This is a genomic window from Agrobacterium sp. LEGMi-208b (assembly GCF_059511785.1).
Window position 1 is genome coordinate 991,546 of the sequence record NZ_CM183446.1, and the last position, 16,074, is coordinate 1,007,619.

At 53.5% G+C, this 16,074-nt stretch carries 10 protein-coding genes; 7 read left to right on the forward strand and 3 right to left on the reverse strand.

Annotation, left to right across the window (positions count from 1 at the left end; genetic code table 11):
- Positions 1 to 173: 173 nt before the first annotated feature.
- Together AC5YUO_RS19225 and AC5YUO_RS19230 are read right to left on the reverse strand one after the other, a co-directional pair.
- Positions 174 to 1,208 carry a hypothetical protein gene (locus AC5YUO_RS19225; protein ID WP_496156385.1) on the reverse strand — a complete coding sequence of 345 codons (1,035 nt, stop codon included), beginning with the start codon at positions 1,206 to 1,208 and terminating at the stop codon, positions 174 to 176.
- 23 nt (positions 1,209 to 1,231) lie between these two features.
- Positions 1,232 to 2,215 carry a hypothetical protein gene (locus AC5YUO_RS19230; protein ID WP_496156386.1) on the reverse strand — a complete coding sequence of 328 codons (984 nt, stop codon included), beginning with the start codon at positions 2,213 to 2,215 and terminating at the stop codon, positions 1,232 to 1,234.
- A gap of 411 nt (positions 2,216 to 2,626) precedes the next feature.
- Here AC5YUO_RS19230 and AC5YUO_RS19235 point away from each other — a divergent pair, with 411 nt between their 5' ends.
- Together AC5YUO_RS19235 and AC5YUO_RS19240 are read left to right on the forward strand one after the other, a co-directional pair.
- Positions 2,627 to 3,217, forward strand: coding sequence for a hypothetical protein (locus tag AC5YUO_RS19235; RefSeq protein ID WP_496156387.1), 591 nt, complete (start codon positions 2,627 to 2,629; stop codon positions 3,215 to 3,217).
- Positions 3,218 to 3,222: 5 nt separating this feature from the next.
- A complete protein-coding gene (locus AC5YUO_RS19240) occupies positions 3,223 to 3,588 on the forward strand; it encodes a DUF3768 domain-containing protein (protein WP_496156388.1) in 366 nt (121 codons plus the stop codon).
- Between the two features lie 56 nt (positions 3,589 to 3,644).
- Here AC5YUO_RS19240 and AC5YUO_RS19245 read toward each other — a convergent pair whose 3' ends face one another.
- Positions 3,645 to 3,905, reverse strand: a complete 261-nt coding sequence (locus AC5YUO_RS19245; RefSeq protein ID WP_006313351.1) for a helix-turn-helix domain-containing protein — start codon at positions 3,903 to 3,905, stop codon at positions 3,645 to 3,647.
- A 106-nt stretch (positions 3,906 to 4,011) separates the two neighbouring features.
- On the opposite strand from AC5YUO_RS19245, the gene AC5YUO_RS19250 reads away from it, so the two are divergent.
- From AC5YUO_RS19250 to AC5YUO_RS19270, 5 genes are all read left to right on the forward strand, one after another.
- Complete coding sequence (locus AC5YUO_RS19250) at positions 4,012 to 4,362, forward strand: hypothetical protein (protein WP_496156389.1); 351 nt, start codon at positions 4,012 to 4,014, stop codon at positions 4,360 to 4,362.
- A 49-nt stretch (positions 4,363 to 4,411) separates the two neighbouring features.
- Positions 4,412 to 4,957: a DUF805 domain-containing protein gene (locus tag AC5YUO_RS19255; protein WP_496156390.1), complete on the forward strand. Its 546-nt coding sequence runs from the start codon at positions 4,412 to 4,414 to the stop codon at positions 4,955 to 4,957.
- Positions 4,954 to 6,390 (forward strand): hypothetical protein, encoded by a 1,437-nt coding sequence (locus tag AC5YUO_RS19260; RefSeq protein ID WP_496156391.1) that lies wholly within the window; start codon positions 4,954 to 4,956, stop codon positions 6,388 to 6,390. Before AC5YUO_RS19255 ends, AC5YUO_RS19260 begins: the two co-directional genes overlap by 4 nt.
- Positions 6,391 to 6,775: 385 nt before the next feature.
- On the forward strand, positions 6,776 to 7,297 hold the full coding sequence (locus AC5YUO_RS19265; RefSeq protein ID WP_496156392.1) for a GNAT family N-acetyltransferase: 522 nt from the start codon (positions 6,776 to 6,778) through the stop codon (positions 7,295 to 7,297).
- 676 nt (positions 7,298 to 7,973) lie between these two features.
- On the forward strand, positions 7,974 to 16,067 hold the full coding sequence (locus AC5YUO_RS19270) for an SPM autocatalytic domain-containing protein (protein WP_496156393.1): 8,094 nt from the start codon (positions 7,974 to 7,976) through the stop codon (positions 16,065 to 16,067).
- Positions 16,068 to 16,074 lie beyond the last annotated feature (7 nt).

The following is a 16,074-nucleotide window of genomic DNA, read 5'->3' on the forward strand; positions in this document are numbered from 1 at the left end:
CGAAGAAGACACCAGAAATATCGTTCAACGACGAAATCGAGACTAGGGCCAATGTCATCGGGAGCAATACGACTGAACCTAAAACGGCAAACCATCTGCTCGAATAGTAAGTTTTCGCGTCCAATTTACTCGCTCAAAAACGTTGTGCTCTTGTTTCGGATATGGCCCGAACGTCAAACATTGATATTCCGAATTCTCTCTATTTCATTCGCGATCCTGAGACGTACGCGCTCCGGGACCTTTTCAGTCTGCGACATAACCAACGCCCGGTCGAAGTAATCCTCTGCTTCATTCGAAGCATACCGTTTATGCGCGTCTGCCAGCGTCAAATTGAGCGTAATACGAAGATAATCCGTTTCGAGACGGCCATCGGTGTTTTTTTGCAAAATCGCCTCTGTGGCCTTCAGTCGCGAAATCGCAATGGACAGAGCTTTTTTATTGGATGGCATCCGGGCGAAAATGCAACTCGCCAACCCGGCTTGAGCTTGGACGTTTCCCATAAGCTGTGCCGAACAATCCTCGTAGAATTCTGTTGCGGTATCGTGGTCCAATCCGATCAATGCCGTCAGTTTGAAAATACAAAAATCAGTTTCACCCGAGATGGATGGCAACTCACGTTCCATAATTTCGATGATTTCAAGCGCCTCGTTAAAGGCTCCGAATGCAAGTCTGTCAAACAAATCTCTGCCCAATTGGAGCTTGCGGACATCACTGATGGCTACCCGTGACGCCCATCCTTCACGCGCGGCATCGACATTCCAACTTCCGTCGAAGATGGATGGAAGATCCGCTTTTAGATCGTTCGGGTCTCCCATCCAGATAATTGAGTTCGATCTGTCGATCACAAAAGCTGCAGGCAAGCCGGCTTGTCCACTCGCCTCCAGCCACGTCCTCGTGACCAACCCTCGGAATAACGCCGAACTCTGCGAACCCGGTTGTTCCAAGGCAAGTATCGCTTTTGACGCCCCTTGCTCGATAGCCAATGCGCAAGCGTTCGTATCCCGTACCATTACCGCGACACCGTGACACGGCACGTTATGTTCAGCACCGATCTCAGCGAGTTCCTGGACGATAGGAAGGCATCCGCCACAGTCAAGATTCCACAAAACTACGAAGCTCAATCGAACGAATTTTGTTGGAGTGGCTGCGGGGCCACTTACTCTTAGCGGAGGAGCCTGATCCTTCGGCAGAAGACGGTTAGCTTGCACGGGTCGCTCCTGCAATTCAGCACTCAAAACAAGCAAACGTTTCCAAATGGGCCACCACTGGGAACACAAAAGCAATCGGCGGTCATCCCGCAATTAATAGACCAGTGGCAGGGTTGGCCTTGTGGGCACAATGCCATCGCTCTCGGCATGTCTTCGTCTTCCTGTTGAACATCAACATCGGAAGAATCACCTGAGCGCGCCGCTACATTGTGAACCAGTGATCCCGAAGTGACCAAAATACCGGGTCCCTTCAAAGGTGACGCAATCGTTTGCTCTCTAGGTGCTGCGATCTGACTCCCCGGCACGTGGGGCAATTGTTTCAGGTTGTTGACGCTATAGGAAATCACGTCGCCATCATTTTGCGTATCGACGAGCCAAATTTTCTTGTCCAACTCGGCCGACAAATTCAGGTCACGATAGTCATCAGTCAGGCCGTATTTTACCCTCAGCGCTGATATTTCGCCTGAGAAACCAATAGGGCCGCCGATCTGGGTATAAGTAAGGATGTTGTTGCTTACGCTTAGGGTAATCCCCTCATCGAGACGGATCTCTCGTTTTCCGTCAGTTTCAAAACGATACGTCCGGATGGTCCCGTAGAAGTCCAGTGTTCGTTGAACCGTGTACTCGCGGTGACCGGTCGAGTTCGGTTTGGAATATGAGAGCATGAGCCATGTCGTTCCGGGAAGTCCCTTTTCCCATTTTTTCCCTGTCGTTCCGCAGGAGGCATATTCTGAGCGCGTTCCATCTAGCACCGCTAGTCGCACCGTCGTCATATTATCCTGTGGGACTGATTTGATGAGAAATTGGTCATTTACGTCGAGGAAGGCGTATTCTTTTTGCTCGTCCAATGTCGAAAGTAACTCATTCTTCTGCCATTGGATGGGCTTATCAGCGGTCGAGGATTTTGGGGAACTAGTCGTCTCCGCTGCTGACGGGGTAGCCAGAGCCATCGATGTGGCTAAGGCAAAAGCAATGTGGGTGAGCGACATAAACTTTACGCGAGCCATGGTATTCCTCCGTGTTGAGAGATCACAAACTCAGGCAAGACACTTAGAAATGGTATTTTGCGCGCAAAAGGGAGAAAATCACAGATTATACAATTTGTGAATGCATATATTCGGGCCGCTCACCTGAGCGGTCCTAAATACATGAGTCAAAAGGGAAGTTTTTCGACTGGGCTTTTTTCGCGGCGTCCGTCAGACGTCGCTTGGATGAAGCCCACACCGCGTTGCTTGCGAGTGATCAAACAAAGCACAGGAAAGAACCTTCGCTATTCCTCCACCAAAAATACTATCTTAAGCTGTTATTCTCCCTAAATTTGACAATCTTTAGTTGTAATGCTATACCATAACACGCCGGTGCTGCTGCCGGTGCGAGGGGCCGTTCGGCCCCTCTTCTTGTTTTGGAGAGCTACCATCATGAACGTATCAACCGCGACCATCGCCTTACCCCCCGCCGTCAGCCTGCCCTGCCCTGTCATCATCCTAGGCCGTGACGACAATGGCAGGCCCCACGCCTCATTCTTCCCTGCCACCGATACCCGCGCGGCAGAGAAGGCTGCCGAACTCATGGGCATGGTGGCGCTCAAAGTGGAAGGTGACGAACTCAGGGCATTTCTCAGCCGGTTGCCGCAGGGCAAGCTGTTCGATAGCGGCAAGGCCTTCGTGCCGTTCGTGAAGCAGGAGCTCTATCAGGCCATCGCCGCCCACCTGTCCAATGAGGAGCGCGAACGGCTTGAGCAACCGCGTGTAGTGCCGGAGAAACCCGCACCCGAGGACGAATTCCCCGTTCGTCCTAAGAAAATGCCCGAAAGCTGGGACCAGCTGACCGTAGGTAGCCTCGTGTTGGCGACTGAAGGTCCGCTGGAGGGGTGGTATGAAGCCACCGTCATCAAGATCGATGGCGACACAGGGCTTCGCCTCAAGTGGCGTGATTATCTAGATATGCTGCCCTTTAGCCGCCGCGTCGATCAGGTGGCCCTTATTCACCCTGCCTATGTCGAGAAGTGATCGCCATGGGCTGCGCTTTGAAACACGGCATCAGCGAGGATGCGGCCGTTCGGGCCGCAGCCATCCGCAACAAAAACGACGCCTTTCGAAAAAGCTTCTCCGGTGGGCGGGTGCTGCTGACGCCGGGGGTAACGAACCTCAGCGCCGAGGATCAGCAAGCGGTCATATCAGCGGTGACGACTTTCGATGATTTCTCGCCAGCTAACGACCCTTATGGTGAGCACGATTTTGGTGCTGTCACGCTCGAAGACGCCGTGTTCTTTTGGAAGATCGACTATTACGACCTCGACCTGCAATTCGGATCATCGGATCCGGCAGATGACAACGTGACTTGCCGGGTAATCACCGTCATGCGGGCAGATGAGTATTGAGCTATGTGCGTAATCCTTACATCAGCAAACACCGTTTTCGGCTCGGATGCTGGCGATCAGCGTCCCGGCTTGCGACCCGCCTTCAACGGCTCGGGCGGCGTGGCCTCAGCAGGAATTTCAAAGAACAACGAAATATCGATAGTGAGAGCGTCGGCAAGCCGCGCGAGTAAATCGACCGAGGCATTGAAATCGCCCCTCTCGATACCGCTGATGGTGGTTCTGTCCACCCCAGCATCTACAGCAAGATTCTCTTGCGTTACGCGCTTAGCGGTCCTGACCTTCCTGAGATTCCATCCAATGCGTTCGCGATGTTCCATCCCGGCATGGCGACCATCTTGCCGAGCATTAATCCATCGAATATATACCACATATTTCCTATTAACGACTTACGGTTGCCTACGCGGCGACCACTTGGGGGTATTTATGAAAATCGCAGTTGGAATTATCGGGCTCTTCCTCGGCCTATTGGTGCTGCTGCAATCCTGCGCGGTCACGGCGGGAAGCGGCCTGTTGAACGATCAGGCCACAGGCAGCGCAGGCGCGGTCGGCATGCTGACAGGCGTCCTGCTGGTGATCGGTGGCGCGTTCTCCTTCGGTCTACCGCTGGTGGGTGCCATCATCTTCTTCGTGTCAGCGTTGATGGCCTTCATCGCGTCGTCCCAGGGCAGCTTCGGCGACATGTCGGTTTGGGGCGTCATCGCTCTCCTTCTTGCAGCCATGAGCTTCTTCACGTGGCGCTCGGCCAAGCGGAAGAAAAACCTGCCTGTGGCGTGAAGGCGCAACGTGCGCACTCGGACAACAATCAGGATACACGGGGATATTCATGAGCGCCTACCTTGACGCCATGCGTCGCTACGCCACCTTTTCGGGCCGATCCACACGAGAGGAATTTTGGTACTACCATCTCGTGTTGCTGGCTTTAGCCATCGGCGGATTGATCATCGACGTGGCTATTGCCGGGCCACGCGAGCCGCAGCCCCTCGTTTCTGCATTGATCGTCATGGGCCACTATGTTCCGTCGCTTGCCGTTATCGTCAGGCGTCTGCATGACTTTGGGAAAAGCGGCTGGCTCGTGCTGACCTGCCTTATACCGCTTGTCGGGATCGTTGCGTTCATCGTGATCGGCAGCACCCAGTCAAAGCATGGGGCAACGGACTTTCCCGAGAGCAGCGATCAGCGCCCTGCCCCGCACTTCCCCCCTTCCGGCTCGGACCAACAGATTGAGCGCATCGAAAAACTCGCGGCACTGCGCTCTTCAGGCGCGATCACCGCCGGGGAATTTGAAACGATGAAGGCGGGCATCATCGGCAGCGACCAGTTTTCTGGAAAACGCCGAGCCGCCGCCTATCCCACGGAAAAATCATCATGACCAAAAATGCTGGAATACTTCTTGCGGCGATTAGCCTGAGCGCTGCTGTGGCGGGTTCAATGTCAACCCCCGCCGTGGCCGGAGAACACTCCTACCACAAGGGTAATAGCTGGCAGGTCATACTGAAGACGCCAGACCCTTTTGGCGACAAAGCGTTTTGTGGTTTCCGCAGCACGGCGTGGTCGGGCAAGTCGGTGGTGATCGAGTACACGCTCATCGGCATAGACAAAATTGTTCCGAGGCTGCGCGTCACCAAGCAAAACTGGAACCTTCCAGCCGGCGAGACAACCCATGTCAGCATCGGAACCGAGTGGGCGGGCAACATTCAGTTCGTTTCGAAGGTAGTCAACGGCGATGAACTCTATGGCGAAATCCCCGAGGATTTTGCGGAAGATGGCGGTGGCTTCAAGGTTACCACTATTCTGGGCACAGCGATCTCGACAAACAAGCCAGCGCCATTGGCAATAACCTTCCAAGGAAATGAGCCGCCATGGCTCGTACCGGTGATGAGCTATAAAGAGGCAATAGCGCTGGGGACTGGCTTCGACACCTGCATATCCACCTTAACCGGGCTTGGCCCGTCACTGTTCAAGGCCCCTCAGGCTTCGTCTACGTCGCCATTTGCGCAACCGTCAGGTGATGGTGCCGGAACAGCCGCACAAGCGCCTGCAAACCGCAGCGTGATGCTTCAAAACCCACCACCGAAGTCAGCCGCAGCTAACGCCGCCTCGACGTCACCGTGGACCTTTGAACAACGCGAGGAGGATTGGGGCGATACGTGTTTTGTGGAATCGAAACAGGGCGACGTAACGGTCGGCTTTATGGGCGCGCCGGGCAAGGATTTCGTTGCATTTGTGGAGAATGGAAACTTTGACGGTGTCGTTCGCGCGTCTTGGCAGGTCGATGATAAGGCGGTTCAAATGTCCAACGGCCATCCAGAAGACTATTTCGGCTGGCACGGCTTCTACGAAATCTCACCGCAAATCCTCAATGAAGGCAAGAAAGGCAAAAACCTAGAAATCGCCGACCTTGACGGCAAAACGATTACCGTAAGCCTCGCCGATGCCGCAGCGCCTTTCTCTCAGTTTCAGGTATGCTTCAACGAAGCTGCTCCAAAGACGGAAAAGGCGAGCAACTATCCTGCGGCGAAGCAAACGCCTCCAAATCGGAAAGGCTGCGTTCTGGAAGTCGGTGGGACCAAAGCGATAGATGGGGCGTGCTATTGGGGTCCATACGGCAGCATGGACGGCAGCTTCGTCATGGAGGCCAATGGCTACTTTGCCATCATCGAGGTTGACAACGACGACGCAGATGGTTGGTGGAACGATACGCCCGGGGCGACCCATGCTCACACAGGTCTGGGCGAAATGAAGCGTGATGGGAAATGCTGGAAGAGCAAAAGCGTACGCGTTTGTGCCGGAGATAATGAGTAACCGGGTGCTTGCGCTTCCAAAGCCGTGAGCACTCAGCAGGAAATCTCGGATGCGCTTATTGCACCAGATAGTGCCATCCATTCGCACTGCATTAAGTATGACTTCGGTTTCAGGTGCACCCTCTACTCCCGTCGTAATCTTGCCAACGCGTGGAGACCTTTGGCGTCCCGTCAGCTGCGAAGTTCAATTTACAGTTGACGAAATCATACATGGTGATATCGATGAATTTGCGGCGATTTTTCGGGGGCGAAATGGATCAGCACGATATTCTTGGCGGCACGCGTGCCGCTGCGCGGCCAACACGTGTTCGTGGACCGATTGCTTGGGCATCGGGTAAGATTAGCGTGATATCGAATCCGTCACAATCAGACGAAGGCCGCCGCGCATGACCCTTCACGATCAAAGTCTGGCGGAAAACAGTAATCGCACGAATTCTGGAAAAAAAGGCCTCAAGGTTCGCCTCCTTGAAAAGGCCGACACGCCCGCCGTTCATGAAATCATGAAGCAGCACCACGCTTCGACGGTATTTCGCGACCAAGAGTTTTCTGACTGGAAGCTTAACGAACACTTCAACCTCATTTTATCCCGTCCACCGCGCATGATTTGCCCGGTTGCCACGCTCGACGGGAAACCTGTTGGCGTTACCTGGGCAATTGCTGATTCTTATATGTTGAGCGACGGACCGATGTTCGTGACGGTGCACGTGATTGCAGTGGATTTGTCGTTGCCGCCTGTCCGTCGTGCCAAGGTGTTTCTCGCTTTGGTCGCGGCCATCAAAAAGTGGGCGGCGTCTCTGAACGCCAGCCATTCATTCATACACGTAACGACGGGTTCGCGCATCGAGGCCACAGACCGTTTGATGAAGGCAGCGGGAGCTGCGTTCATCGGAGGCGCATACAAATTGTGAGATTGTGCAGAGATGAACCGTAATTACGTTTCCAAAAATTCACTCATCTCGAGAGTATAAATGGCACGAAATCCCGATTTCCGCGAAAAAACACCCAGCAATAAGAATAGAGTATCCTCTATATTGTCTAGAGGAGACCTAAAATATTTTGACGAAAGCGTATTCAAAAAGCTAAATATATTTAATATATTATCCATTACTATATTGTCTATTATCTACTTCACCGACATATCGAGTTCGATATACGAGAATATAGAGCCTAGGTTTATGACACTTGGCGGTTCATTGCTGATCGACAGATATCGAGAGTTTGAAACTGTTTCATCTGGTCGAGGGGCGTTCTTCCTAATGGCCAATGCCATACTACTCATTGCCACTGTCGGTTTGCTCCCTGTAATTCTTTTGAAATTCATCGCTCACAAAGAGCGATTACCCTTTAGATTAACAAAATATAATATGATAACATTTCCCGCATTTTTAATAATGATATCTTTATTTTTTTACTTTTTGTTTTTTTCAGACGTCACTTGCAGTACATGTGGCAGCATATCCTACATTTCACTCAGCTCCCCTCTTCTGATAGTGCTAATAGTTGGATTTTACTCGATAATAATTGAATTTTTTATTCAGATATTTTGCGCCGCTTCAATCGCATTGACGCCAAAGGACTACAAAAATGGACTTTAGAAAGCCTGACACCGAAAAAGATTCTGAACGTACTGGTGCTCTTCCAGAGTGGGCCAACTTTGCGTTTGGCACTACTGCCGAGACCACCAATTATCTTGTTGAAAAACATGGAGGGGCAGGTCTGGCGTTAGGGCGAGGTACCGCCTTCGGATTGGCGTTTACTGCATCGGAACTTGCGGTCGCTGCAAAAAACGGCAATTGGGAGCAATTCACTGTAAAAGCGATGGGGTTAGGCGGTAGTTTAGTTGGTGGTGCTGTAGGCGCAGCCTTCACCTCCCGCTTTGCCAAAGGTAGCGCTGTGGGCACGGTGGGGGGAGCCGTCGCTGGCGGATATTATGGACAACAGTTGGCAGAAGAGACAACGCGAGGAGGATTTGAGGCGGCTAGATATGCCGCTCGTGAAATTGCGCGGATATCTGAGGAAATTGCAAAAAGGATCAACCCAACAAACTCGGTAAGCTATATGGGTGCTACCGGTATAGCGGAATGTTTCGAGGCTTCAACGAGAATCGAACTTCCGAATGGCCGGGAGAAACCCATCGCCGAAATCAAGGTTGGAGACACAGTTCTTGCCTTTGACGGATCTGCAAACCTTGGACGAGGAGCACTTTGCCCCCGCCGTGTGAGAAGAGTTTTTCATAATACCACAACCGAATTCATTCGCCTTTCTTGGACGGAGGACGGTGAAAAGAAGGAATTGATTGCGACCGCAGGTCATCATTTTCTGGACGCTTCTGGCAATTTCCCAGAACTCGGCAACATGGCTCTCAACGGATACGCGACGCTTATCTCTCGCACTGGCGATCCAATAAAGGTTGCTGCGGAAATCATCAAATATTCTGCCGCAACCGCCAACTATTTTCAGCACGCAGAGGCCATTAGTGTCTCCACTGGAAGTTCAGCATTGCGACCGGTTTTAATTTCCGGCTGGCAGACTTATAACTTCGAGGTTGAGGATTTTCATACCTATATCGCGGAAGGTATTCGAGTTCACAATATTTCTGCCCCTTGGGCCCATGAGGCAGACTTGGGATTTGCCACCGCACTTCGGGCAGCAACTGTGGCCAATGTCCCCTTTGATTATGCGGTTAGTCTTGGTAGAGCGTCGATGGGCGTTGAAGATCCATCACGGGGTAAAAGCGACCTCATAGGGTACACATCAGCTGGGCGACCTATTTCAATCGATAAGACGGCATTCAATTCCTATTTGGCCAGCAGAGGAGGCAACGATGCAAGCGGAAAGGACATTGCAGCGGGAGCGGCAATAGGAGCCCTGGCCAACGGCTACAGTAGAACCGACGCCTTTGCGATGGCCTACAGGGAGGCTGAAAAAAACGGCGTTGTAACAGATGGCGTATTCGACTCCTACGTTCGCCGTCAGATAGAACAACCTACGGGCTCAAGCGGCAAAGGCGGCGGCGCGGAAGCTATTTCTACCCCTGCACGCTCGGGATCGATTTCTGGAACATCTGACGGTGCAGGGAAGACATCCAGCCGAGGCTCATCATCGAATTCCACGGGCTCATCCGGGAAATCTGGTGGGGGAGATTCCACGCCAGCGAACAGCGGAAAGAGCTCTTCCAGCAAATCCTCCGGTAACAATAACTCGTCCAGCAGCTCTTCGGGCAAACCTGTCCTGCTCGACCTGAACGGAGACAACCGCCTTGATCTGAGCGACCGTACCAACTCGGATATTTTCCTCGATATCGGCGGCGACGGTTACAAGCGCAGAACATCCTGGGTCAGTGCTGGCGATGGCGTTCTGATGATCGACGCCGACAATGACGGAACTATTTCGTCTCGCAAGGAGATTGTCTTTACAGAATGGAGCCCGTCGGCTGGGTCGGACATGCAGGCGCTTCGTCAGGTTTTCGATACGAACCAGAATGGCAAGCTCGATTCTGGTGACGCGCAGTGGTCACAGTTCAAGATCATGCTGACCAACGCCGATGGCACTGTTACGCAAAAAAGTCTGGCAGAACTGGGTATCGAATCCATCGATCTTTCGATTGACGAAACGAAGATCGATTTTGACGGTGGCTCCTCAATTGACGGACAGACGACTTTTACCCGAACAAATGGCGAGACAGGAACAGCAGCAACTGCGACGTTGAAACACGATGACAACGGTTTTGTGGTCTCCGAGACCAAAACCGTTGATGCATCCGGCAATGTCACCGTCGTCACGAAAGCCCATGACAAGGATGGGCGTCTCGCTTCGGAAGCGAAGAGGACAACGAGCGCCAACGGCCTCGACGTGGCGCTGCGGTTCGATGACAATGGTGACGGTGTGGTTGATCGTGTCCTGACCGACGTTACCACCATCGGGCAGGATGGTGCGCGCACCCGCGTTGAAACAATGCGAAGCGGCGGCGGAACCCTGCTTTGGTCACGAACGTCGGACATCAGCGCCGATAGTAAGACCACGATCATTAGCCGTGACGAACTCGGTGGCGGCTATACCACCGAACGGGAAACCCGCACCATCGGCAGCGACAACAGCCTGACAACGACGATTGCCCAGCTCGCCCAGAATGGCGATGTGATCAGCCAGACATCCAGCGCTCTCAGCGCTGACCGGCTGAGCCGCACGTCCTATATCGACGCGAACGGCAATGGCCAGAACGAGCGGATGACCGAGCATCAGACAATCCGGTATGCGGATGGTGCCCGTTTCGAGCGCGACCTGACATGGGGCTCCGACTGGTCGTTGTTGCGGAAGGAAGAGGTCGCGATCTCCGCCGACAATCTGACGCAGATGCGGTTCGTTGACCTCGATGGCGACGCTATCTGGGACAATACATTTACCAGCGCCGTCTCTCGCAACCAGGCGGGCGATACCACCGTTCGGGAAGCTTCATTTGTGCGTGACGGCGCAAAATATAAAGACCTTGAGACGACGACGTCCTCGGACGGATTGTCCCGTAGCATTCGCGAAGACGTGGATGGCGACGGCACTTTTGACCGCACCGTATCGGACCTTACATCCCTATCTGCAGACGGCACAAAAACGAGGACCATTACCAATCGCAGCGCATCTGGCAATCTTCTGTCGCAGACGACGGAACAGAGGCACACGGACGGCCTGACCGGCAGCAACACCATTGATTCCAATGGAGATGGCCACGCCGATCAGCTCATCACGGTGTCGAGAGGTGCTGACGGTACGGTCACGGAAACCACCAGAATACTTTCTGCTGATGGCACCGTGGCTTCGGAGGCCATCAAGGAGACCAGTGCCGACGGGTTGATCTCGACGTCGAAACTTGACCGTTTCGGACGCGGACAATTTGACGAAATCACATCAAGCAACCTCGTCATGCTAGCCGGCGGCAGCTCGACGCGGACCGTCGAAAAGCGCTCCGAAAATAGCACGCTTGTCAATCGTATTGTCGAATACAGCAACGCCACCGGCCTCTCGACGTCAAAATCCACGGACGTCGATGGAAATGGCAGTTTCGATCAGGTGATCAGCGCGAACAAGACGCAAAATGCTGATGGCAGCGAAACACTTATCACCGAAAACCGAAGTGGAGACGGCACACTCATCTCGAAAGAGGAAAACTGGGTTACTGCCGACAAACGAGGAAAGCTCGTTCGGACTGACAGTGACGGCGATGGCAACATCAATATCGAGGTCGGCAGCACGATTGGCGCTGACGGCGGTGAATTCGTCGAAAACCGCTCTCTCACCAATACCGGCACGCTTCTTTCTCTAACCACGACCGTCACGTCCGCCAACAAGCTCAACATCTATCAGACGGTCGATGTTGACGGCGATGGTATCATTGACCGCGTTCACAACCAGTATACCGACCTTCCAGCCGACGGCAGTTCCTATACATCGCGCACCACATCGGCAAACGATGGCTCCGTTATTCGCCAGGATGTCAAATGGGTATCGGGCAACGGAATGAACGAATCCAGCCAGTCGGACCTTAACGGTGACTGGGTTTATGACGAGACGACCAACAAGAATATCGCAGTCGAAGATGACGGCACGGTTCGGGTCATTGAAACGAAGCTTTCCGGAAACAGCGTCGCATCCCGCTCGACCGTCAGGACCTCCGCAAACGGTCTGATCTCGACCGTCGAGCAGGACTTTGATGGCAACGACATGGTTGACGATGTCACCACGACCACAAAAGCTCTGCTTGAGAGTGGAGCAGTTGTCGAGACCGTCACAAAGCGTTCCGGAAACAACGCGCTCATCTCCTCAACCAATAAAACCACCAGTTCTGACGGCATGTCCATCATCCAGTTCGACGATGTCGATGGTGACGGCATAACGGACTATCGTACCGAACAGACGATTACCGCTTCCGGCAACACGTCCCTTGAGGTGAAAGAACTCGGTCAAAATGGCGAGCTCCTTTCCCGAAGCGAAACGACGACGCTTCGTGGCGGACTGTCTTCGACGCAGGTCATCGACCGTGATGGAGACGGGATCGTCGATGAGACTCGGACATCAAGCACGACGATTGACGCTTACGGCGTCAAGACGACGCAAACCGCCCGGTACCAGGGCAGCTCGACAATGCTTGAACGCGCCACCGTGACCGAAACCGCCAACGGGCTTTCGAAAAGCACTGTTTATGCTGACGGAAATGCCACTACGCTGCGGAGCGTGAATGAAGCGACGGAGATTCTGCAAATCGGCTCGATCAGACAAACCACCGAGATCCGTAAGGGCGATCTTTCGCTTGAGAGCAAGACCGTTGTTCTGACGTCCGGTGACAAACAATCCGTCGTGACATCTGTCGATGTGGATGGCGACGGGAAGATCGATCATTCCCTCAGCCAAGAACTGCTCGACAACGGCGTATCGCGGCAGACTTTTGTTGAGATGCGACCGGACGGCATAACCGCTGATCGTAGCAAGACGGTTGAGACGAGTGCCAACAAACTTGTCGAGACGACGACGCTCGACACGAACGGCGACGGCACATCCGATGCCCGCATCGTCAAAACCAGATCGCTGAAGCTCGACGGCGGTTCCACGACGATCACCGATTATCAGACCAATGTGAACGGCAACTGGGTCACGAAGGGCAAGGAAGAACAGTCCGAAAGCGGAAACGGTCTTACCCGGAACACCTCCTGGAACGATGCCGGTGGCGCGGGATGGACGGCCAGCCGTAACCAGACACAGAGTTTGCATGCCGATGGCTCGCGTACCGCCGTTGAAACATGGCAGGCCGCGGCGACAACCGTTCGGCGCACCGAGACGGCCTTCACCGCCAATGGCATGGAGAAGACCGTGCAGGTCGACGCCGACGGAAACGGCTCTATCGATGAAAAGAGGGTCACGAACAAGATCTTCAACAGTGATGGCAGCATTGTGGAGACGGCTCGCACCACGGGCACCGGCGACGCACTTCTTTCACTCGTGACCGTGACCACAAGCGCAGATGGTTTAACGACAACAACGAGTGACCAATCGGCCCTCGTTCCGGCGGCGACAAGAACAACAGTCCGGTCGTTGCGAGAAAGGGCCGACGGCTCGCAGGTTGAATCGGCGACCGTCCGAGATAGTAGCAATGCGATCATCGAGACCATCACCGCGGAGGCATCGCTCGACAAGCGTCTACTTGTCACGAAGCGTGATCAAAATGGCGATGGCACAGTCGATCAGATCGAAGAAACAACGCGGATGATCGACGGCCGAGAGATCACGACCATCACCAACTTCCGCACGTCGGGAACTGTTTCGAGCAAGAGCGTCGATACGGTTTCGGCTGATCGCCTCACGCGGATCATCGAGATCGACAAAAACGGTGACGGTGTTTTTGATACCAAAAAGACCCTGAAAAGCTATCTCTACGCTGACGGCAGCAAGGAGGTCACGACGACCGAGTTGGAGCTTGCGAACGGAAAGACACGCTCAACCAGCAAAAGCACGACAAGCGCTGACGGCCGCCGTTTCCTTGAGGAAACAGACGTCGACGGCAATGGATCCATCGATCAGACTGTTGAGGAAACATCTCTCGCCTCCGGCGCACGCGTGACGAAGGTCACCAACACAGCAGCGGCGCGCAAGTCCGCCTATATGCGTTTCGGTGAAATCTACTGGAACAGCGCCATAGCGGCGACGACGGAAACGACCGTCGATGCCAGCCAGATGACCAAGACCAGCAGGCTCGATCAGGATGGCGATGGTTATTTTGAAACCGTCATGAAGACCTCGACATTGATCGATGGCAGCGTCAAAACCGCGATTACGGAGACCAAGACTGACGGTACGGTCAAAGCCAATGGCTCGTTCCGCATGAGCCACGACGGCTCCACGACTGTCCTTGAGAAAGACAGCAACAACGATGGCGTAGTCGACTACATCGAAACCTCGATCAGGATGACAAGCGGCGCGGTTGTTCAGACAGCCGTCACAAAAAGCGCGGCTGGAGTGGACACCGAAATCCGGACAACCAACGTTGATGCGTTCGGGAGCATTCTGACAAGTATCACGAAGGACGAGTCAGGAAGAAAGATTGCCGAGCAGAACAAGCTTGCAGACGGGACGTCGACCAGGCTGACGTATGTTGCGGAATCGGGACTGGTCAAAAGCAGCGAAGTGCTCGACAGCTTCAATTTCCTGAAGAGCGCTACGCTTTATGACAGGGCAAACGCCGAAGCATGGTCGCGTGTCGAACAGACCTATGATGCGGAAGAGCGCAAGACGCTTGAAAAGCAATTCATGGACGACGGTAACTCTGCCACGATCTCCTTCGTTGCGGAGACAGGTGCGCAGATCAAGGCAGAGTACTTCAATGCATCGGGTGTCAGAACCGGGCTAGTGGATTTCGATGCGCGCAACACCGAGCTCTGGCGGGAGGTCCATCGTACGTTCGACGCCGAGGGTAGAGTACTCACGCAGATCGATATGCAGGATGATGGCTCCAAGGTCGAATACACCTTCGATGTGGCGAACACACAAGCCTGGTCACGCTTCATGAGCCGATTCGACAGCGCCGGACGCCAAATTTATGCACATCGCACGAATGACAGTGGCACCTACGACACCATCACATTCGATGTTTCAAATGCTCAACCATGGACTAAGTTGGAACAAGCGTTTGATTCTTCTGGACGAGAAACTATTCGGATTGAATACTGGGATAACGGAAACCGGACATATTCCGACGTGAGCGGAACTCAGGCTTGGAGCAGGATCGAGCAGGTTTTTGCAGGCCCCGACCAGATTTCAACGAGCACGATGTTTATCGACGACGGTAGCGTTCAGAAAACGATATTTGACGTCAGCAATAGCTATAACTGGAAATCTATAACAGTAAACTTTTTTGACGTGAACTCCCAACACGTACGCTCACCGCAGCTTCTGCGAATGGACTGGGATAACGGCGATTACGAATTCTTTGTGCGATCTCAAAATGGAACAACTCAATCTACTTACAACTCGTCTGGCCAAGAGAAAATTCCGTCATATTTTTGGAATGGAATGTGGGTTGTTTACGACACAGTCGTAAATCGGATGTTTGTTCGCCCAACACTTCAGCCTGTTGCAATAGACCTGAATGATGATCAGCACTTAGATTTACGCCCGTTGGACGCGGCACAGCTCGAGGCGACGGGAATACAATTTGACTGGAATGGAGACGGACTGAGCGATGCTACTGCGTGGATCGGCCCACAGGATGGTCTCCTTGCAATTGACCTCGCAGCAGACGGTTCTGCAGGCCCGGACGGCTTGATCAATCAGGCAAAAGAACTCGCTTTCACCCTCTGGCCAACGGAAGAACAGGGTTCAACCAATTCCGATCTCGAGGCTCTGCGGCTTGTCTTTGACACCAACAACGACGGTCTGTTGAGCGCTGAGGATGCCCGATGGAGCGAGTTCCGTGTCTGGCAGGATATCAACCAGAATGGCATCAGCGAAGCAGGAGAACTTTCGACCCTCGATCAACTCGGCATCAAATACATCAATCTGATACCGACTGCTGATGGGGCAAAGGATTTCGCCGATGGTTCAGCGATAACGGGAACCAGCTTCCTCGAAAAGGTTGACGGTCAAACCCGTCTCGTCGGCGACGTCAGGCTGGCATACCAGCCGTCTTCGCCAACCTGATAAACCA